Origin of the sequence: Hymenobacter sp. H14-R3, assembly GCF_030063445.1 — a bacterium.
In the GTDB taxonomy this organism is placed as follows: Bacteria; Bacteroidota; Bacteroidia; order Cytophagales; family Hymenobacteraceae; genus Hymenobacter.
Map to the genome: position 1 here is coordinate 48,340 of NZ_JASITD010000005.1, position 18,354 is coordinate 66,693.

At 61.9% G+C, this 18,354-nt stretch carries 19 protein-coding genes; 8 read left to right on the forward strand and 11 right to left on the reverse strand.

What is annotated here, in order from left to right; translation table 11 throughout:
• Nucleotides 1-123 precede the first annotated feature (123 nt).
• A complete protein-coding gene (locus tag QMK33_RS06475) occupies nt 124-1,731 on the forward strand; it encodes a hypothetical protein (RefSeq protein ID WP_283563750.1) in 1,608 nt (535 codons plus the stop codon).
• A gap of 76 nt (nt 1,732-1,807) precedes the next feature.
• Nucleotides 1,808-2,419: a ribonuclease HII gene (rnhB, locus tag QMK33_RS06480; protein ID WP_283563751.1), complete on the forward strand. Its 612-nt coding sequence runs from the start codon at nt 1,808-1,810 to the stop codon at nt 2,417-2,419.
• Between the two features lie 230 nt (nt 2,420-2,649).
• On the opposite strand, the gene QMK33_RS06485 is transcribed toward rnhB, so the two are convergent.
• From QMK33_RS06485 to QMK33_RS06495, 3 genes are all read right to left on the reverse strand, one after another.
• Entirely contained in the window at nt 2,650-3,105 is a 456-nt protein-coding gene (locus tag QMK33_RS06485) for a response regulator (protein ID WP_283563752.1), read from the reverse strand.
• Between the two features lie 80 nt (nt 3,106-3,185).
• Complete coding sequence (locus tag QMK33_RS06490; protein ID WP_283563753.1) at nt 3,186-4,745, reverse strand: sensor histidine kinase; 1,560 nt, start codon at nt 4,743-4,745, stop codon at nt 3,186-3,188.
• Between the two features lie 18 nt (nt 4,746-4,763).
• On the reverse strand, nt 4,764-5,135 hold the full coding sequence (locus QMK33_RS06495) for a CZB domain-containing protein (RefSeq protein WP_283563754.1): 372 nt from the start codon (nt 5,133-5,135) through the stop codon (nt 4,764-4,766).
• A 103-nt stretch (nt 5,136-5,238) separates the two neighbouring features.
• On the opposite strand from QMK33_RS06495, the gene gcvT reads away from it, so the two are divergent.
• The 3 genes from gcvT (at nt 5,239) to QMK33_RS06510 (ending at nt 7,689) form a co-directional block, all read left to right on the forward strand.
• Entirely contained in the window at nt 5,239-6,351 is a 1,113-nt protein-coding gene (gene gcvT, locus QMK33_RS06500) for a glycine cleavage system aminomethyltransferase GcvT (protein WP_283563755.1), read from the forward strand.
• A 159-nt stretch (nt 6,352-6,510) separates the two neighbouring features.
• Nucleotides 6,511-7,230: a 2-phosphosulfolactate phosphatase gene (locus QMK33_RS06505; protein WP_283563756.1), complete on the forward strand. Its 720-nt coding sequence runs from the start codon at nt 6,511-6,513 to the stop codon at nt 7,228-7,230.
• A 93-nt stretch (nt 7,231-7,323) separates the two neighbouring features.
• Nucleotides 7,324-7,689, forward strand: coding sequence for a hypothetical protein (locus QMK33_RS06510; protein WP_283563757.1), 366 nt, complete (start codon nt 7,324-7,326; stop codon nt 7,687-7,689).
• A 251-nt stretch (nt 7,690-7,940) separates the two neighbouring features.
• Here the strand turns inward: QMK33_RS06510 and QMK33_RS06515 are convergent, their stop codons facing one another.
• Together QMK33_RS06515 and QMK33_RS06520 are read right to left on the reverse strand one after the other, a co-directional pair.
• Complete coding sequence (locus tag QMK33_RS06515) at nt 7,941-9,074, reverse strand: multinuclear nonheme iron-dependent oxidase (RefSeq protein WP_283563758.1); 1,134 nt, start codon at nt 9,072-9,074, stop codon at nt 7,941-7,943.
• A 113-nt stretch (nt 9,075-9,187) separates the two neighbouring features.
• Nucleotides 9,188-9,355 carry a chryseobasin-related MNIO class RiPP peptide gene (locus tag QMK33_RS06520; protein WP_283563759.1) on the reverse strand — a complete coding sequence of 56 codons (168 nt, stop codon included), beginning with the start codon at nt 9,353-9,355 and terminating at the stop codon, nt 9,188-9,190.
• A gap of 170 nt (nt 9,356-9,525) precedes the next feature.
• Here QMK33_RS06520 and QMK33_RS06525 point away from each other — a divergent pair, with 170 nt between their 5' ends.
• On the forward strand, nt 9,526-9,945 hold the full coding sequence (locus tag QMK33_RS06525) for a DMP19 family protein (protein WP_283563760.1): 420 nt from the start codon (nt 9,526-9,528) through the stop codon (nt 9,943-9,945).
• A gap of 212 nt (nt 9,946-10,157) precedes the next feature.
• On the opposite strand, the gene QMK33_RS06530 is transcribed toward QMK33_RS06525, so the two are convergent.
• The 3 genes from QMK33_RS06530 to QMK33_RS06540 form a co-directional block, all read right to left on the reverse strand.
• Nucleotides 10,158-11,531 (reverse strand): MBL fold metallo-hydrolase, encoded by a 1,374-nt coding sequence (locus tag QMK33_RS06530; protein ID WP_283563761.1) that lies wholly within the window; start codon nt 11,529-11,531, stop codon nt 10,158-10,160.
• Nucleotides 11,532-11,718: 187 nt separating this feature from the next.
• Entirely contained in the window at nt 11,719-12,153 is a 435-nt protein-coding gene (locus QMK33_RS06535; protein WP_283563762.1) for a DUF4890 domain-containing protein, read from the reverse strand.
• A 341-nt stretch (nt 12,154-12,494) separates the two neighbouring features.
• On the reverse strand, nt 12,495-12,863 hold the full coding sequence (locus tag QMK33_RS06540; RefSeq protein WP_283563763.1) for a hypothetical protein: 369 nt from the start codon (nt 12,861-12,863) through the stop codon (nt 12,495-12,497).
• A 261-nt stretch (nt 12,864-13,124) separates the two neighbouring features.
• Here QMK33_RS06540 and QMK33_RS06545 point away from each other — a divergent pair, with 261 nt between their 5' ends.
• Nucleotides 13,125-14,690 (forward strand): amino acid permease, encoded by a 1,566-nt coding sequence (locus QMK33_RS06545; RefSeq protein ID WP_283563764.1) that lies wholly within the window; start codon nt 13,125-13,127, stop codon nt 14,688-14,690.
• Nucleotides 14,691-14,917: 227 nt separating this feature from the next.
• Here QMK33_RS06545 and QMK33_RS06550 read toward each other — a convergent pair whose 3' ends face one another.
• Both QMK33_RS06550 and QMK33_RS06555 read right to left on the reverse strand, forming a co-directional pair.
• Nucleotides 14,918-15,394, reverse strand: coding sequence for a hypothetical protein (locus tag QMK33_RS06550; protein WP_283563765.1), 477 nt, complete (start codon nt 15,392-15,394; stop codon nt 14,918-14,920).
• A complete protein-coding gene (locus QMK33_RS06555) occupies nt 15,395-15,601 on the reverse strand; it encodes a hypervirulence associated TUDOR domain-containing protein (protein WP_283563766.1) in 207 nt (68 codons plus the stop codon).
• Between the two features lie 135 nt (nt 15,602-15,736).
• On the opposite strand from QMK33_RS06555, the gene QMK33_RS06560 reads away from it, so the two are divergent.
• The gene (locus tag QMK33_RS06560) at nt 15,737-17,773 is read left to right on the forward strand and encodes an RICIN domain-containing protein (protein ID WP_283563767.1); all 2,037 of its coding nucleotides are present in this window, start codon (nt 15,737-15,739) and stop codon (nt 17,771-17,773) included.
• 32 nt (nt 17,774-17,805) lie between these two features.
• On the opposite strand, the gene QMK33_RS06565 is transcribed toward QMK33_RS06560, so the two are convergent.
• Nucleotides 17,806-18,186, reverse strand: a complete 381-nt coding sequence (locus QMK33_RS06565; protein ID WP_283563768.1) for a hypothetical protein — start codon at nt 18,184-18,186, stop codon at nt 17,806-17,808.
• Nucleotides 18,187-18,354: the final 168 nt, after the last annotated feature.

An 18,354-nucleotide genomic window follows, 5' to 3' on the forward strand; every position in this document is an offset into this window, starting at 1 on the left:
TGCGAGCGCAACGCAATGACAAATGGCTTTTGCGTAAGCCTTGCCAATTACCTGTGGCTCACTGCTTATCTTCGTAACAGCCCGTTTAACTATTCGCGCCTGGGCTGCGTTGCGAAGCCAGCTATGAAACACTTCTTCGCTTTTGGGTGCTGCCTTTGTTTACTGCCGCTAGGGCTGTGGGCGCAGCGACCCCTGCCGCCCCCCCCGCTCGATGCCCCCAAGCAGCTGGCCCGCACCGAGCTGCTGCTCGACCCCAATACCGACGAGGTGCAGGTGCAAGCCCTGCCCGCCGACACGGCCGTGGTGCTGCTCATTCGGCACGAAGGCCCCGGTATGGCCCGCAAGCCCCAGTATGTTTTTCAGCAGTACGGGGCCGACCTGCGCCTGCGCCGCGAGGTGGCCGTAGACATACCGCCCGAGTACGAGGTGCAGCGCCTCTGCGCCGAGCCGGGGGTGGTGTATGCCCTGTTTCGGACGCCCGCCACGCCGGGCCGGCTGCTGGCCGTGGCCTACGACGCGCGCGGCGGCCAGGTGCGCGCCCAAACCTTCGATACCAAGCTGAGCCGCGACGTGGTGAGCCTCAAGGCCATGGGCGGGCGGCTGCTCGTCAACGTTACCCTCAGCGACCAGCTGCACCAAACCGTGCTGCTGCTCAACGTGGCCGATGGGCAGTTTCAATTCCTATCATCTCTGTATGAGCCGCTTAACACCGAGCTTACCAGCGTGGCCGACCGCCCCGCCGGCCGCGCCGAATTCGTGCTCAGCCAAAGCAACGGCCGCAAGCAGCGCCTGCTGCTCAAGCGCCTCTCGGCCGAGCATGGCCAGCTGCTGAACTCGGAGCTGGTGCAAACCGAGAGCGAGCGCAGCCTGCTCACCGCCCAGCTCAGCTCGCCCGAGGACACGACCGCGCGGCTGCTGGCCGGCACCTACGGCCTGCGCGGCCTGCAATACGCCCAGGGCCTGTTTGCCACCGACCTCACCACGCGCTCGGCCGCCACGCCCGACAGCCGGCCCGCGCTGCGCTTCTACGATTTCAAGCGCTTCCGGCACTTTTTCGACTACCTCAACCCGCCCCACGAGGCCCGCCTGCGCGGCCGCGCCGCCCGCCGCGAAACCCGCGAGGCCAGCCCCCTGCACTGGCACTACCACCTGCTGCTGCACGAGCTGCTGCGGCAGCCCGACGGCGGCTATACTCTGGTGGCCGAGGTCTACACGCCCCAGTACAACTACTCGTCGTACGGCGGTGGCATGCTGAGCCCGTATTCCGTTACGGGCCACAACTCCCTGGGGGCCTTCAATAACTTCAACCCGTATACCAACTACGGCTCCAGCCGCACGTTTATCGGCTTTCGGACCACGCACGTGCTGGTGTGCGGCTTTGATGCCAAAGGCAACCTGCTGTGGGACAATGCCTTCGTAACCCAGCCCGGCCTGGTGCGCTCCGAGCTGGAGGCCGCCGTGCAGCCCCTGCCCCTGGCCGATGGCCGCCTGGTACTGGCCTACATGTTGGATAATGAGGTGCACTACAAGCGCATCAGCCAGGGTGAGGCGGGCCCCAATGACACCAAGGTAGAGCTGCTCACCGGCCCCACCGAAAAGGTGCTCGACGTGCGCCAGCCTGACCTTTTTCCTTGGGGCGATAACAAGTACATTGCCAGCGGCTTCCAGAAGATTAAGGTCGAGCACGGCCTGGAGCGCCAGGTGTTCTTTTTGCAGGTGCTGCACTTCTAGCCGCGCCGCAAAGGGCGGGGTGGGCCGACCTTTGCAGGCCCGCTCGCCCCTTGTTTATGGGCGCGGCCAAGTACCTATGCCGTCACTTTTTCCGGCCGGGCCGCCTGCGGCGGGCCTGCTGGCCACCCACACCGGCCACCCCCACGAAGCGGGCCTCGACGAGGCCGGGCGCGGCTGCCTGGCCGGCCCCGTGTTCGCGGCCGCCGTCATTTTGCCGCCCGATTTCAACCCGCCGTTTCTCAACGATTCCAAGCAGCTCACCGCCCGGCGGCGCGATGCCCTGCGCACGCTCATCTGCGCCGAGGCCGTGGCTTGGGCCGTGGGCGAGGCCTCCACGGCCGAAATAACGGCTATCAATATTGCGCAGGCCAGCTACTTGGCCATGCACCGGGCTGTGGCCGCGCTGGCCGTGCCCGCCGCCCACCTGCTGGTCGATGGCAACCGCTTCCGGCCCTACCCGGGCGTGGCGCACACCTGCGCCGTGGGCGGCGACGGCCGTTTCCGCCACATCGCGGCGGCCTCCATCCTGGCCAAGACCTTCCGCGACGAGCATATGCAGGCGCTGGCCTTGGAGTACCCGGCCTACGGCTGGGCGCAAAATGCCGGCTACCCCACCGCCGCGCACCGCGCCGCCATCCGCGAGCACGGCCCCACGCCGCACCACCGCATGGGTTTTAAATTATTGTAATTAGTTGATAAACAAATTATTGTATATAGTCTACTGTTACGCTAGCCCCAGAGGGGCAACATGTCAATAGCAACCAAAAGCCCAAAAACACCCCAGCCCCGTAGGGGCGATACCAACCGCCTGCTTGCGATTAGTATCGCCCCTACGGGGCTGGTTATGTGGTGGTTAGCGTAGAGGTATTGACATATCGCCCCTCTGGGGCTAATCCACAAAGTAAAGCAGCTTATTGACTAGCTGTTCTTTAGCTTCAGCAAATCCAAAAACAGGCTGAAGCCATCCACAGTGCCGCCGCCTTCGCCGCCAAACGAGTCGAAGGTGAGGGGCTTGATGATGTAGCCGCTGATACCCAGCTCGGCGGCCCCCGAGCGGTCCACGTCGAGGTCGGAGGTGGTCATAATGAACACGTTGAGGTCACGGAACTCGGGGTCGGCGCGCAGGATTTTGAGCAGCTCCAGGCCGTTGAGGCGGGGCATGTTCAGGTCGAGCATCACCAGGTTGGGGCGGCTGATTTTGGGTTCGCCATTTTCGCCACGCAGCATATTGAGGGCTTCGCTCCCATTACGGGCGTGCAGCATGGGCACGTTGATGTTTTGCTTACGAAGCTCCCGCTGCACATTCATGACGTCCATTTGGTCGTCTTCGACGAGAAGAATGCTGGTTGAATCGGAGGAAGAAAGCGGGGACATGGGTAAACGGAAAAGCAACTTTGGCCAGTATAGGCAGGCTTTCTCTAACGAAAAGTAAGCTGGAAAGGATGCGCGCCCCGCTACCTGGCCAGGGCCGCCAGCTGCGCGGCCGGCACGGCCTGCGCAGTGGTCGAATTTTGCGTGGCGGCCGGCTTTTTGGGCCAGGTGAAGAAGAACGTGGCGCCCTCGCCCTCGGCCGACTCGACCCAGATGCGACCGCCCTGCCGCTCCACTATTTTCTTGACGATGGCCAGGCCCACACCAGTGCTTTCGAGGGCGTCGCGCTCCACTAAGGTTTGAAAAATGATGAAGATGCGCTCGTGGTACTCGGGTGCAATGCCGGGGCCATCGTCCTGCACCGAAAAGCGGTAAAAGTTGTCGTTCAGGTCTTCGCAGCCAATGCGAATAGTGCCGGTTTCGGGGTGGTCGTGGTACTTTACCGCGTTGGAAATCAGGTTACTGAATACCTGGTGCAGCTGGGTGCGGTTGGTGGGCAGTGTGGGCAAGAAGAATGGCAACTCTAGGCTCATGCCGTCGGGCAGGCCCACGGTATCGGTGATTTCGCGCAGCAGTTGGCGCACAAATACGGCCTCGTTGGCCTCGGCTACCTTGCCCACCCGCGCCAGGGCCAGAATGCCGGTAATGAGGTTTTCCATGCGGTGCACGCGCTGTCGCATCAGGGCCAGAAACTCGCGGATGTGGGGCGGCAGCGTGTCCTTGCCCATGTCCTCCTCAATCCAGCGCGAGGCGCTTTCGATACCCCGCAGCGGAGCCTTCAGGTCGTGCGATACCACGTAGGCAAACTGGTCGAGCTCCTGATTACGGCCTTCAAGCTGGCTGATGTTCTGGTCGATAGTGCGCGCCATGGTGTTGAGCGCCGTGGTGAGTTCGGTTACCTCATCGTGCTCGGTATCAACCAATTGAGTTTTGTAATTGCCCTCGGCCAGCTCGCGGGCCATTGATATCATGCTGCGCAGGCGGCGGGCCAGCAGCCGCACAATGTACACGGCCCACAGCAGGCCAAACACCAGCGCCAGGCCGGTTATCAGGCCTGAAAGCCGCTGGGCCCGCGTAATGCTGTCGGTAAGGCGCTGGCGATGGGCCTGGCGGTTGGCAAACTCGGTGGCGTCGAAATTGGCCATCTGAAACCGGATGGCATCCATGAGCTGCTTGCCCGACATGCCCTCGGCCAGCCGGCCGTGGGGCATGCCGTTGAGGCCTTCCAGGCTGGGGTTACTGGTGCGGGCGGCGCGCTTCTCACTCACCATCAGGTGCGTATAGGCGGCCCACTGCGTATAAATATGCTGGGTGGTGTCGAGGCGCTGGCGCTGAGTGGGCTCATCGGCCAGCTCTTCGCGCAGAGTGTCGAAGCGGTGCAGCAGGTCGCGCTCGCCGGCGTAGTAGGGCTCCAGCATCTGCTCGTTGCCTAGCAGCAGGTAGCCCCGGAAGCCGGTTTCCATGTCGATGATACTGCGCAGCAGCGTGGTGCCATCGGCCGAGGTGCGCTGCGAGGCCTCCACGCGCTGCGAGTTGCGCAGCACCTGGCCCGCCAGGCGGTAATTGATGGCCACCACGGTTGCAAATAAGCCCAGCAGCAGTAAGAAACCAGCAAAGAGCTTGGTAGTGAGGTTAATTTTCATGAGTAGCCCGGCGTGCTATCACGCTTGGGCAGTACGCAGTTTGGCTTCCATTGTTTGAAGCAGGGCCAGAATGCTGTCGGCTAACACCTGCACATCCCCAAAACCCGAGAGCGCCTCCTCGGGCCGGCCCGAGAGGCGCAGGTCCATGAGCCGGTTGGCCTGCTGGTGAATGAGGCGGTGCTGGCGGTCGAGTTCGGCCATTTCGGGCAGGTGGCGGTAGGCCCCCTGCCGGCGGTCGGTTATCCAGTGGCCCATAGCGCACTGGTCGGGGTCGCGCAGGGGGCCTTCTTCCTTGCTGTTGCCGTGCAGTACGGAGCGCAGGCGCGCCTTAAAGGAAAAGTGCTTGACTAGGGCAGACTCAAAATCCTGTTTAATAGCTTCGGGGCTCATAGCAGCAAAGATAGTCCCACCCCCCAGCGCATTGTGCGGGTACGAAGTAGCTTTGTGACCGCCCAGCTCGGCCACTTTGCCGTGCGCCCACCCCGCCTTTTTCATGGAAGATACTCCGCTCAAAACCGTTGCTTTGCACGCCACCCACCAGCAGCTGGGGGCCAAAATCGTCCCATTTGCCGGCTACGCCATGCCCGTGCGCTACTCCTCCGACCTGGAGGAACACCACACCGTGCGGCGCGCCGTGGGTATGTTCGACGTGTCGCACATGGGCGAGTTCCGGCTGCGTGGTCCGCAGGCCCTCGACCTCATTCAGCGCACCACCAGCAACGACGCCAGCAAGCTCGTGCCTGGCAAGGCCCAGTACGCTTGCCTGCCCAACGCCACCGGCGGCATCGTGGACGACCTGCTCGTGTACATGCTGGCCGAGGATGATTACTTCCTGGTAGTCAACGCCTCCAACATCGACAAAGACTGGAACTGGCTGCAACAGCACAACACCCAGGGCGTGGAGATGGAGAACGTCTCCGACCGCCTCAGCCTCTTTGCCGTGCAGGGCCCCAAGGCCGCCGCGGCCCTGCGCACCCTCACTAACGTGGACCTCACGGCTATTCCGTACTACAGCTTCGTGCAGGGTACGTTTGCCGGTGCGCCGGGCGTCATCATCTCGGCCACGGGCTACACCGGGGCGGGCGGCTTCGAGCTGTACGTGCCCAACGAGCACGCCGCCCAGGTGTGGGACCAGATTATGGAAGCTGGCAAGGAGTTCGGCATCAAGCCGATAGGCCTGGGCGCGCGCGACACGCTGCGCCTCGAAATGGGCTACTGCCTCTACGGCAATGACATCGACGACACCACCTCGCCCCTCGAAGCTGGCCTGGGCTGGATTACCAAATTCACCAAAGAATTCACCAACAGCGAAGCCCTGAAAGCCCAAAAAGCTGCCGGCGTAACGCGCAAGCTGGTCGGCTTCGTCATGGATGGCCCCGGCGGCCTGCCCCGCAGCCACTACCCGCTGGTAGATGCCGCCGGCGAGCGCATCGGTGAGGTCACCAGTGGCGGCCAGTCGCCGAGCCTCAGCAAAGGCGTGGGCCTGGGCTACGTGAAAACCGAGCTGGCCACGCCCGGCACCCAGATTTTTGTGCAGGTGCGCGGTAAGAATCTGCCCGCCACCGTAGCCAAGCTACCCCTGGTGCCGGGCACCGAGGAGGTGTAGTAACTACCTCAGCCATTTGTTATTGCGAGCGCAACGCAGTGTAGCGCGGCAATCGCCCCAGAACGACTCTGCCGGGTTTCGTTCTGGGGTGATTGCCGCGCTACACTGCGTTGCGCTCACGATGACAGACGATTTTACCGATACAACAACCCCAATTACATGAAGCTTGACGTTTGCTTTTCGCCCGACCTGCTGCCCCTCTATGACCTGCGCGGCCGCGTGGCCGTTATCGTGGATGTGCTGCGCGCCACCAGCACCATCGTCACGGCCCTGGCGCAGGGCGTAACCGAGGTATTCCCCACCGCCACGCTGGAGGAGTGCGCCGCCCTGGGCCGCGATACGGGCTGCATCACGGCCGCCGAGCGCGACGGCATTGCCGCCGCCGGCTTCGACCTCGGCAATTCGCCCTTCGGCTTTCTCGATGGCAAAATTGCGGTGCAGGGCCGCGCCCTGGCCATCAGCACTACCAACGGCACCATGGCCCTGCGCCGCTCGCTGGCCGCCGAAGCCATCGTGTGCGGGGCCTTCCTAAACCTGAGCGCCGTAGCCGATTTCTGCGTGGCGCAGGGCCGCGATGTGCTGGTGGTTTGCGCCGGCTGGAAAGGCAGCTTCTGCCTGGAAGACAGCCTGTTTGGTGGCGCGCTGGCCGAGTGCCTGGCCCCGCGGGGCTTCGACATCACCTCCTCCGATGCGGCGCTGGCCGCCCTGCACCTCTGGCAAGACGCCCACCCCACCTGGCCCGAGTACCTGCTGCAATCGGCCGCCGTGCGCCGCCTCAACGCCCTGGAGGCCCACGACGACTTCACGTTCTGCATGAAAGTTGATACCCACCCCGAGATTTTGCCGCTCTGGGACGGTGAGAAGCTAGTGAAAGGGTAGGGGGATTTTACGTATTGTAAACGACCGTTTACAATATGTAAAAGGGGTTACTTAACTGCTGGAATACTAGAACGTAGTGCTTACTTCGCTGCCATGATGTGGGAACCTATAACCCTTGAAACGCTCTACGATAAGGTTTTAGCAGCTGAGGAAGAGATGATTGGCGAAATATGGAGGTTTTGGCAACTCATTCAGGTATTCCCCGAGAAGTGGCAACAAGTCCCATATGGAGAGGAAGGCGGGGGATTTTGGGTGGTCGCTATTTGCGGAAAGCAAATCATCTGGTATAATGACATTGAAGAAGGATTCAATATCTCTGATTACGACCAGTATGGGCAGATTAAAGATTACTGGTGCAATCAGGATGAGTTGAGATATCCCGTGCAGCAGTTGCTTAGCCTAATCAAAATGGGTGGAGAAGGCTTTCGGCGGGCTGGTCCTCCACAGAAGATAGAGTAAATCCCCTAGAAATCTTATTCCACACTATCTCTACTTTGGTGCTGAAACCACCACTTTTCCAAGAGTGGGATTATAACTAATGTTATCCTATGTTCACGTATCTGTGGTAATTTGGATGAACAAGAAGGAAAAGGGCGGAATAAGATTCCAATGTTATGGGGCGTTGGAGCCCGTTTTACATGTGAAGGGATTTTTTTGCGTTACGACACCATCACAAACGTCTTCAATTCCCAAAATCAGAATTCACTTTCCTACCCCTTCCACTTCTGCGCAATGCGCACGGCGGTTTCCAGCATGTGCGGCTCCCAGGTTTCGGGCTGCCAGGCGGTGGCGGCCAGGGCCGAGGCTTGCAGCTGGCGCTGCGCTTCCGCTACGGAGGGAGCCGATTCCAGAATGTGCGAGAGCTGCGCTTGCTGCGCGTGCAGCTGGGCGTCTTCGGCTACAGGGCCGGGTTGGTGGGGGTGCAGGGGCCGAAACGACTGCGCGGGCGGCGTGGGCCAGCCGGTGCGGCACTGCTTCACGAGCCGCGCCATGCGCCGGAAATCGTGGCGAAACCGGGTGTGGCTGGCCTCAGTTTTGAGGCCGCTGCCGAGCTGCTCCAGCACCACGTATTTCAGGTGCGGGCACTGGGGCATGGTGCGGGCCAGCAGCTCAAATACTTCTTCGGGCACGCCAGCGTCGTGGGTGTCGCGGCGAATTTTTTGGCCGGGTACCAATGCCGACTCTGCCCAGCTGCCGCCCGAGATGTGGATTTCGCGCACCCGGTCGAGCGGGTACAGGGCCAGCAGCGTTTCGTACGAAACGGAGAAGTTATGCAGCTGGCAGTACAGGTTGTGCAGGTCGAGGATGAGGAAACCATTGACGGGTTCCAGCAGCTTTGCCAGGAATTCGCCGTGGTGCTGCACCTCAGCCAGCGAGTAGGCGAAGGCCAGGTTTTCGAGGCCCACCGGGCACTGGCAGGCCTCATAGATGCGCCGGAGCCGGTCTTGGCCAATGCGCAGCGTGGTGGGCGTGTACGGCACGGGCAGCGGCGCGCCGGAATGAAAATTCTGGCCCGTGAAGGAGCCAAAGTGCTCGGTGATGTGGGCGAAGGAAAACTGCGCCGCCAGCCGTTGCAGGTGCGCCAGCCACTGCCGCTGCTCGGCCGACCACCTGCCCGAGAGCAGCGAGAAAAACACGCCGTGGCCCAGCAGCCGGTTTTGGGCCGCATAGGTGTCCAGCAGCTCGGCGAACCAACTGGGCAGCTGCTCGGCCCAGTAGCGCGTATCGAACGACCATTCGATAGCCTCCACCCGGCCTTCGGCCAGCAGCGGAAACGCCGCCGCCAGGATATCGGCATCCAGGTTGCAGGCGATGGCCGCTAAAATACCGGGCTCTTTTAGCACTGGGAGTTGGGGCGTTGCGCGGGGTTTTTTAGCCCGCAGAGGGCGCCGAGGCTTGCGCAGAAGACGCAGAAGCAGACGGCTTTATTTTGCATAACTAAGTGATTGAAAGGTGATTAGCCCATACCGCAGGCCGGGCAGTTGTCCGGTATTCTAGGGCCTTCTTTGGTAGCATTTGCGGCCTTCTCGCCCTTGAGCGTGGGCTCATCGCCTTTTTTGCAGCCGACGGCCTGCACGGCCACGCCAACCAAGATGGCCCCGAGTAAAGCTTTCGGTAATTTCATAAAAAGAGGAAGAAATGGGGTGAGATTTTGATGAAGTTTCCTTCTAAAGACAAGATTCGATACCTACTGCCAGGGTTGCATACAGCGGCATAGCTTACCTTTAAAATGACGTAAAAGCTTCTAAGAGTGAGTTGATTTTACGGAGATTATCCACTGGTATTAAGTGTAATATGCTTGATTTACAAGGCTTAACGGATGATGAACTGCTCAGCCAAGTAGTCGAGTATGCCTTTCAGCACGAGGCGCATTTAGTCGAATTGAGTTGGCCGGTGCAAACGGTCTACTTCATCTCAAACTTTGAAGCAGAATTTTATAATGGTGGAATTCAGCAGTTTCTCACTAATAGCGCGGGGCGATTTGCCGGGGAAACAGCGGACAGCTTCGCCAGAATAGGGGCTCCCAAGCTTGCTTCGCTACTTCAGGAAGCAGCGGCCTTGCAATTAGAAAGTACCAACAGTGCTGCTGCGCTGGGCGGGTTGAACGACGAGTTACACGCCGCCTATCCGACGAATGAAGACGGGAATGTGGGCGACCAGTTAACTGCTTATCTGCGCCAGTACCCAGGGGGCCTTCTCCTTGGTGCGGATTAAGGCGTTTCTCAGGTTAGGACACCCGCTCCGGTCGGACGCCTCCGGCGTGGGACCGGGCACACTAATCTGGAAAATGCTGTAAGTTATTATGCAAAAGGTTCTTAAAAGCCCTTCCTCCGGCTGCGCCTTGTGCAGGACGCAGTTGGAGGAAGGGCTTTTACGTGTTGTAGCGGGCACGCTACCTGTGCCGGTTGGCTTTGAGGCCAGTCAGGCTAAGCCGATGCCGGTAAAAACTCCGCCACGGCTTCACTCAAATCCAGTACTTGCACGCCCGGTAGCGCGGCCTCGATGATGCTGGCCCCGGCCGCCGAGCGGTAGCCGCCGGCGCAGTGCACCAGCACGGGCTTATCGGCCGGAATCTCGCCCAGGCGCTCGCGCAGCTCGGGCAGTGGGATGAGTAAAGCCTTGCTGAACAAGAGGTTGTAGGCTTCGTTATGGTTGCGAATATCCACGATGGTGAACTGCTCGGGGTGCTGGCGCACGGCGTCCACATCCACGGTGGGGCTGGTGGCGAGCTGCGCGGTGGGGGCCAGCAACGCCCCTTTCACGTTGCCCTCGTAGCCGATTTTGGCGGTTTTGCGCAGCACGGCGTCGAGCTGAATCTGGGTGTCGGCGAGCAGGTAGAACTTCTCCTGCGGGCCCACGATGGAGCCCAGCCAGGTTTCGAACTTGCCACCGTCCTGGAGATTGATGGCCCCGGGCAGGTGGCCGGCGCGAAACTGGGCGGCCGGGCGGGTGTCAACCAGCAGCACGCCGGCCTCCAGGGGCGTGGCGGCGTGCAGGCGCGGCACCGCCCTGATGCTGTCCTCAAAGTTGGGCGCGCCCTGCTTGTTCAGCAGCACATCGTGGCCAAAGTACTTGGGTATAAATGGCTGGTCTTCCAGTAGCACCCGAATAAACTCGGGCTCCGACATGGGTTGCAGGGCGTAGTTGGTAGCCAGCTCTTTGCCAATGGTACTGTCGAGGTCGGAGCTGGTGGTTTTGCCGCACAGCGAGCCGGGGCCGTGGGCGGGGTACACCTTGGTGGTGGGGGGTAGGGCCATCAGCTTTTGGCGCAGGCTGGCGTAGAGCTGGGCGGCGAGGTCCTCGCGGGTGTGGCCGCTGGTGGCGGCGGCCTCGCGCAGGTCGGGCCGGCCCACGTCGCCCACAAAAAGCGTGTCGCCGGTGAATACGGCGCGGGTTTGGGCCAGCTCGTCCAGCAGCAAAATGCTGATGCTGTCGGGCGAGTGGCCGGGGGTGTTAATAGCGTGTAATTCAATGGTGCCCAGCTTGATGCGGTCGCCGTCGTCAAAATCGCGGTGTGGGTAGCGGGCGCCCGTGAGCTTGCTGCAATAGATGGGGGCGTTGGTTTCCTGGGCTATTTCCAGGTGGCTGCTCACGAAGTCGGCGTGGGGATGCGTCTCTAGCACGGCCACTATCTCGGCGTCGTGCTCGTCGGCAAAGTCGTAGTAGGGCTGGGGGTCGCGGCCGGGGTCGATAACGGCCACCTGCCGGCCCGCCCGCACGGCGTAGGAGGCGTGGGCGAGGCCCTTGTCATAAAATTGCTGAATCTGCACCGCGGGGGTGCTACTACTGGGAAGCGGCATGGGGGTTGTTGGCAGCGGATGGGCTAAAGGCCTGAGAATCGGGCTGCCGGGGTAGGTGATAAGGTCAAATATAATGAGCCGGCCCAATACTACGGCCAGGCTTTGGCCCTGCTGGCGGCGGCCGGGCCCAAAAAAAGCGCCGACCCACGGGCCGGCGCTTTTTGCAACGAGGGGCTAGGCCCAGGGGCTAGCCTTTGGCTTTTATTTTGCCGCCGTGCTCGCCTTTGTGGTGGTGCTCTTTTTGCATGGCGGTCAGCCTGCCATACTGGTCGGCGTTGAGCACGCCTTGTAGCTGCTGCTGGTACTTGGCGCGGCCGGCTTTCATTTCTTCGTGGCGGGCTTTGCGCTGCTCTTTGGCAGGGTACTTGGCCTTGAGGGCCTGGCCCTCCTGGGCCTGGGCCAGCAGAATTTGGTGCACCTGGGGCTGCTGGGCCGCCGTGAGGCTCAGCTTTTTGGTGAGCACGGTGGTGCGGGTGTCAGCGCGTTGCTCGGGCGTTTTATTGTGGCCCATGCGGTGCACGCGGTGGGTGGGCAGTTGGGTGGTGGTAGTGGCGGGGGCAGTTTGGGCGAAGCTGGCGGTGGCAAAGGCCAGGGCGGCCAGCAGAAGCAGGGAATTTTTCATAAGAGAGAGGCAGAGAAGTTTTTAAGCAGAAAAAAGGCGAGAAAGCAGGAAGCGCGGCCGCGCTGGCTCCGGGTACAAGGGCAATTGCAAGGAGCAGGCCAAAGGCGGCCCGGGCAGCAAAAAGCCCGCTTCACACCGATGAAGAGGGCTTTTTTATAGATGAAGAAAACGATTTATCCCGCTCGTCGTGCTGCGAAAGGACGTCGATAGAACGTCATACTGAATGCAGTGAAGTATCGCGCTCGCCTCGTTGGCCGGTGCTGGTTACGCAGCAGAGATGCTTCCTTCGTCAGCATAGCGTTTGAGGAAACAGCTCCTTACTCATTACCAATCACTTCCTGCTAATTTCCCACCCCGGCCGTGGTGTGCAGCTGGCTGATGCGGGCGGCCTTAAGCTGCTGGTACCTGGCGTATTGGGTGGGCGTGAGAACCCCGCGAATCAGCTCGTCCGACTTGGCGCGGTCAAAGGCCATGGCTACGCGCAGGGCGGCGGGGTCGTCCTGGTGGGCGGTGCGGTCGGCGTCCATGTGCTGGCGGGTTAGCAGCAGCACTTGGCGCAGGCGGGTGTTCTGGTCGGCCGAAAGGCCCAGCTCCTGGGTCATGCGCTGGGCCTGGGCGGCCACGGCCTTTTGCACGGCCGGGGTGGCTTGGGCCCGGGCGGTGCCGGCCGCCAGGCCCAGTAAGGCTACAAATAGAAGCGTCTTGCTCACAGCAACTGATAGAATAAAGTGGGGAAAAGTAATAGGACAAAAGTAGGTTCGCGCCGCCGCAGTTGGCGGGGTAAAAAGGAGTGGGGGAGAGGGTTGGGCCGCGCCGGGCCGCCCAGCGCAAAGGCCCGGCCAAACCAGCGAGCGCGCCAGTCGCGAAGTTTAGCGTATTTTCGGCCCAGCCGAACTGTTCCTCGGTGTTAATTCAACGCGAAAAAGCCGCTACTAGTACTTCCCCCCACTCGTTCTTTTCCTCTCTCTTGCATGGCTAGTATTTTTGCCAAAAAACCGCTTGCTCAGCTTCTGGGCGAAGCAAACTCTACCGGGCACGGCACCCTCCAACGCACGCTGGGCGCGGGCAACCTCGTGGCGCTGGGCGTGGGCGCCATCATCGGGGCGGGCCTGTTTGTGCGCACCGCCGCCGCCGCGGCCCAGGCCGCGGGGCCGGGCGTTACGCTGGCCTTCATTGTGGCGGCCATTGGCTGCGTGTTTGCCGGGCTGTGCTACGCCGAGTTTGCGGCCATGATTCCGATTGCCGGCTCGGCCTACACCTACGCCTATACCACCATGGGCGAGTTTGTGGCCTGGGTTATTGGCTGGGCCCTCATTATGGAGTATGCGCTGGGCGCGGCCACCGTGTCTATCGCCTGGAGCGAGTACCTCAATAAGTTGCTGGAAGTCTTCCACACCAGTATACCCTACCACCTCAGCCACTCGCCCTTCGAGCACGCCGTGGTAAACGGCGTGCAGGTGCACGGCCTCATCAACCTGCCGGCGCTGTTCGTGATTGTGGCCCTGAGCCTGCTGCTGGTAAAAGGCACCCAGGAATCGGCTACCTTCAACGCCGTAGTGGTGGTGCTGAAAGTGGCTATCGTATTGGTATTCATTGCAGTGGGCTGGCAGTTTATCAACCCCGCCAACCACACGCCTTACTTCATTCCGGCCGACCAGCCGCCCATTGGCCCGCACTCGTACTCCGACTGGAACAAGCACGGCTTTGGCGGTATTTTGGGGGGCGCGGCCATCGTATTCTTCGCCTTTATCGGGTTCGATGCCGTGAGCACGGCCGCGCAGGAAGCCAAGAATCCTAAGCGCGACATGCCCATCGGCATTCTGGGCTCGCTGGCTATTTGCACGGTGCTCTACATCCTGTTTGGGCACGTGCTGACGGGCGTGGCCAGCTGGCGCGAATTTGCCGACCCCGCCGTGGGCGGCGAGGCGTCGGTGGCCTACGCCATTCAGGCGCACATGCCCGGCTACGGCTGGCTGGCTACCGCCGTTACGGTGGGTATCCTGCTGGGCTTCACCTCGGTTATCCTGGTAATGCTGATGGGCCAGAGCCGCGTGTTCTTCTCCATGGCCAAGGACGGGCTCATGCCCAAGGCATTTTCCGAGTTGCACCCCAAGTTCAACACGCCCTACAAATCCAACCTCATGCTGATGGTATTCGTGGGCCTGTTTGCGGCCTTTGTGCCCGGCTCGCTGGCCGGCGACCTCACCTCGTTCGGTACGCTGCTGGCCTTCGTGCTGGTGAGCCTGGGCGTGTGGATTATGCGCAAGTCGAACCCCGACCAGCCGCGGCCGTTCCGCGCGCCGCTCTCGTCGCCCAGCTTACCGCTGGTGCCCGTAATGGGCGCGCTCGTCTGCCTGCTGCTCATCGGCGCCCTCGACTCGTTCACCCTGAAAGTGGCCTTTGGCTGGATGTTCCTCGGCTTCATCGTGTATTTCCTCTACGGCAAGCGCAATTCGATGCTGCAAAAAGGCATCGTGGTTATCCCTGAAGAAATGGAAAAAGAAGCCTTCATCAAGCCCGACCCCAATAACCGGTAGGTTGGTTTGAGTTAAAAAAAGACCCCGCTGGCAAGCTGCCGGCGGGGTCTTTTTAGCTGTAAGTAATTCGGTGGAATTGCTTATATCAAATAGCGTCATGCTGAACGCCGTGAAGCAGCTCAATCTCATTGGTAAACGATTGATTTAGTGAACAGTAGAGATGCTTCACGGCGCTCAGCACGACATTATTTTTATCTGTATTAAGTAAGTATCTTTCAATCAATAAGTTATCGCTTATAGCCCAACGCAGGTCGAAACTGATTCAACCAAGCCTGGGCGGTGGTCTCGTCTACAAACCAACCTGCGCGGTACGTGGCCAATTGTAGGGCGGCCGTGGGCGGCGCGTAGTGATGGGCTCGCAACTCCTGCCAAAACTCGGCCTGCGCAATGAAGGCCAGGCAGGGCACGCGGCCCAGGGTGCGGTGCACACGGGGCAAAAATTCTTCGGCCAGCCACTCGTACACGTCGGTGGGGCGGCCGGAGGCATCGGCCCGGCCATCGAGCAGCCAGTAGGGGCAATTGTGGCGTTGGGCATGCTCCAATATCATTTCGCACGCCTCCGTCATTTCGGTGGCCGATAGTGGGTGCCGCACAGTGCCCCGGATGAGGGGCGGCGTGGCCTGGTAATGCACCGAGTAGTAGCGCAGCCGGCCGTCGGCGATGGTATCAGAACGCGGAGTACCTACTTTATATAAGTTTCTCATTTAAAGGGCTTTAACTTCACTTTTGAGCTTGAGCACGCGGTCGCCATTGCCCTGCACGATAAGCAGGGCAGGGTCGTCGGCCGAGCCGTTGCGGGTGATGTCGCTGCCCTTGAGCTTGCGGGTAATTGGCTCTTTATGAACGGATTCTATTTTACCGGTGGCCGTGCCGGTACCGTATTTCCAGCTTACCTGGGTGCCTTTGCGCATGGATGGGAAATGGCTAGTTGAGTGGCTAGTAGAGGGTACCGCCTGAACGTACATTAAAGCCAGAAGATTCGTGGGTGGAGCTAGCCAATAAACCAATAACCCGGCCATTTCGGGCGGCGGCCCGACCTTTACCCCATGCTTAGAGTATTTTTCCTGTGTTTACTAGCATTATCGGCCGCCGCCCAAACGTCGCTGACCCCCGATGGCAAGGCGCTCTACGGCGTAATTAACCGCGCCAGCGGGCGCAGCCTCGACGTGGCGCGGGCCGCCACCACCAGCGGCGCGGCCGCCGTGCAGTGGGAATTCACCCACGCGCTCAGCCAGCAGTGGCATCTGGTGCTCATTCGGGAGGGCGGCGAGTATTACCGCCTCGAAGCCAAGCACAGCGACCTGTGCCTAACCCTGGAAGTGAACCCCACGGCCCCCGCCGGGGCCAACACGCCGCTGGTGCAGCGGCCCTTCACGGGCGGGCTGGGCCAGCAGTGGCGGCTGGTGCCCACGGGCATCGTGGGCTCTTTTCAACTCGAAAACCGGCTCGATGGCCGGGTGGCCACGCTGGCCACCAACGACAAGTTTAACAGTACGGCCATTGTGGCGGCGCGCAGCGTGGGGCGCCTCAGCCAGCAGTGGCGCTTGTTTCAGCTGCAGCTGCGGCTGGCCACGGGGCCGCCCTACTTTGCCGCGCCCGAGCCGCTGCCGGCCCTCAGCTCGCCGGCCGGCAACGAGCTGCAACCCGTGCCCGCGCCCGACGGCCAGCGCCTGTATTTCAGCCGCACGCGCTTTGCCGGCAACGTGGAGGGCGTGGCCGAAAGCGCCGATATCTGGCTGAGCCAGAGCACCGACCAGGGCCGCACCTGGGGCGCGCCCACCCATCTCGACGGCCCGGCCGGCCTCAACACGGCCCAAAATAACGCCGTGCAGGCCGTGGTGGGCCCGGCCGGCAGCCCCGCGCTGCTGCTGCGCGGCACCTACGACGCGGGCGGCTTTCGTGACGAAAGCGTGTCGCGGGTGGCCGTGGGGGGCAGCAGCCGGCCCACGCCGGTGCGCGTGGCGGGCTTCGGCTCGACCAGCCCGGCCACCAACTTCTTTATGACGCCCGATGAGAAAGTGCTGCTATTGAGCCTGGAGCGCGACGACTCGCAGGGGGCCAACGACCTGTACATCAGCCGGGCCGATGGGGCGGGCGGCTATACCGCGCCCCAGAGCCTGGGCGCGGTCGTGAATTCGCCGGGCTACGAGTTTGCCCCCTGGCTGGCCGCCGATGGCAAAACACTGTATTTCAGCTCGTATGGCCACCAGGGCTACGGCTCGGCCGATATTTTTGTGAGTCAGCGCCTCGACGAGGACTGGACCAAGTGGAGCGCGCCCCAAAACCTGGGGCCGCGCTTCAACGGCCCCGGCTACGACGCTTTTTTTGCCCTTGGGCCCGACGGCACGGCCTATTATGCCAGCACCGGGGCCAAGGACACGTCGCCCAAAAAGCTGTTTCGCACCCCGCCCGGCCCGCCGCCGGTAATTGACTCCACGGCCATTATCGCGGCCGCCGCCGACCCCCTGAGCCAGCCCCGCGCCCTGCTCACGGGCCGCGTGCTCGACGGCCGCACCAGCCAGCCCCTGGCGGGCGGGGCCGAGGTACAGGCCCTGATGATAGGCGGCCCCATCGACTTCCGCAGCACGGCCCGCGCCGATGCCGTGGGCTTTCAGATGTCGCTGGCCCCCGGCCGCTACCGCCTGACCACCACCGCCGGCCTGCTCACCCGCGTCGATACCCTCACGGTAAAATCGGGCGAGTCGCGCCGCTACGAGCCGCGCCTCACGCCCGCCACTGTAGGCTCGCGCCTCGACCTGGCCGACCTGCTCTTCGTGCAAAGCAAGGCCCAACTGCTGGGCTCGTCGTACCCCACGCTCAACAAGCTGGCCGAGTCATTGAAAGACAATCCGCAGCTGGAAATCCGCCTCGAAGGCCACACCTCCAACGAGCCGCCGGCCGATAAAAACCAGGTGCTCAGCGAAGAGCGCGTGACTACCGTGAAGCGCTACCTCGTGGGCCGCGGGGTGGCCGCCGGCCGCATCACCACCGTGGGCTACGGCGGCTCGCGCCCCAAGTTCAGCAACAACCGCGAGGAAACCCGCAAGCTTAATCGCCGGGTGGAGCTGGTAATTACAAAATAAACAATAAGTTGCGCAGTGGGCTACTGGCGGGCTTAGGCGGGCCAGTAGCCCGATAGGCGGCACACCAGGCCCAGCGCGTAGCCATCGGCCGGGTCGTAGGTGGTGTGGGTAAGAATGCGCTGGCCCAGCGCGGCCGCCTGCTGCGGCAGGGCCCGCATACTGGGCCGCCGGGGCACGGCGGCGGGCGGCCAGCCGCCCGCGTAGGGCGCGGCGGCCAACTGCAAAATGGCCTGTGTCACGCGGTAAATCTGCTCGCCCAGGCCGTCGAGGTAGGCCGTGGTGGCCCCTTGCAGGGCGGTGGCTTCGGCCTCGGCAATCTGGTACTTGGCGGCGTACCCGGGTAGCTGCGCCGCAAACTGCTTGAGCCAAGCCGCGGTGCACAGGTCGCTGGTGGTTGGGTAAGCAGTTTGCATGTGCTAAATGTAATGAAAAAATTCGAACCTGGAGTGTAATTAGTGGCTAACTGATTTACCGCTTTATTGTTGAATATTTTACGGGTTAGGACCTACCCGATTAGGTATTGGGCAAGTCGGTGCCGTTGGGCGGGCTGCCGGGGTTGAGTCGGCTGGCCGCTCGCCGCT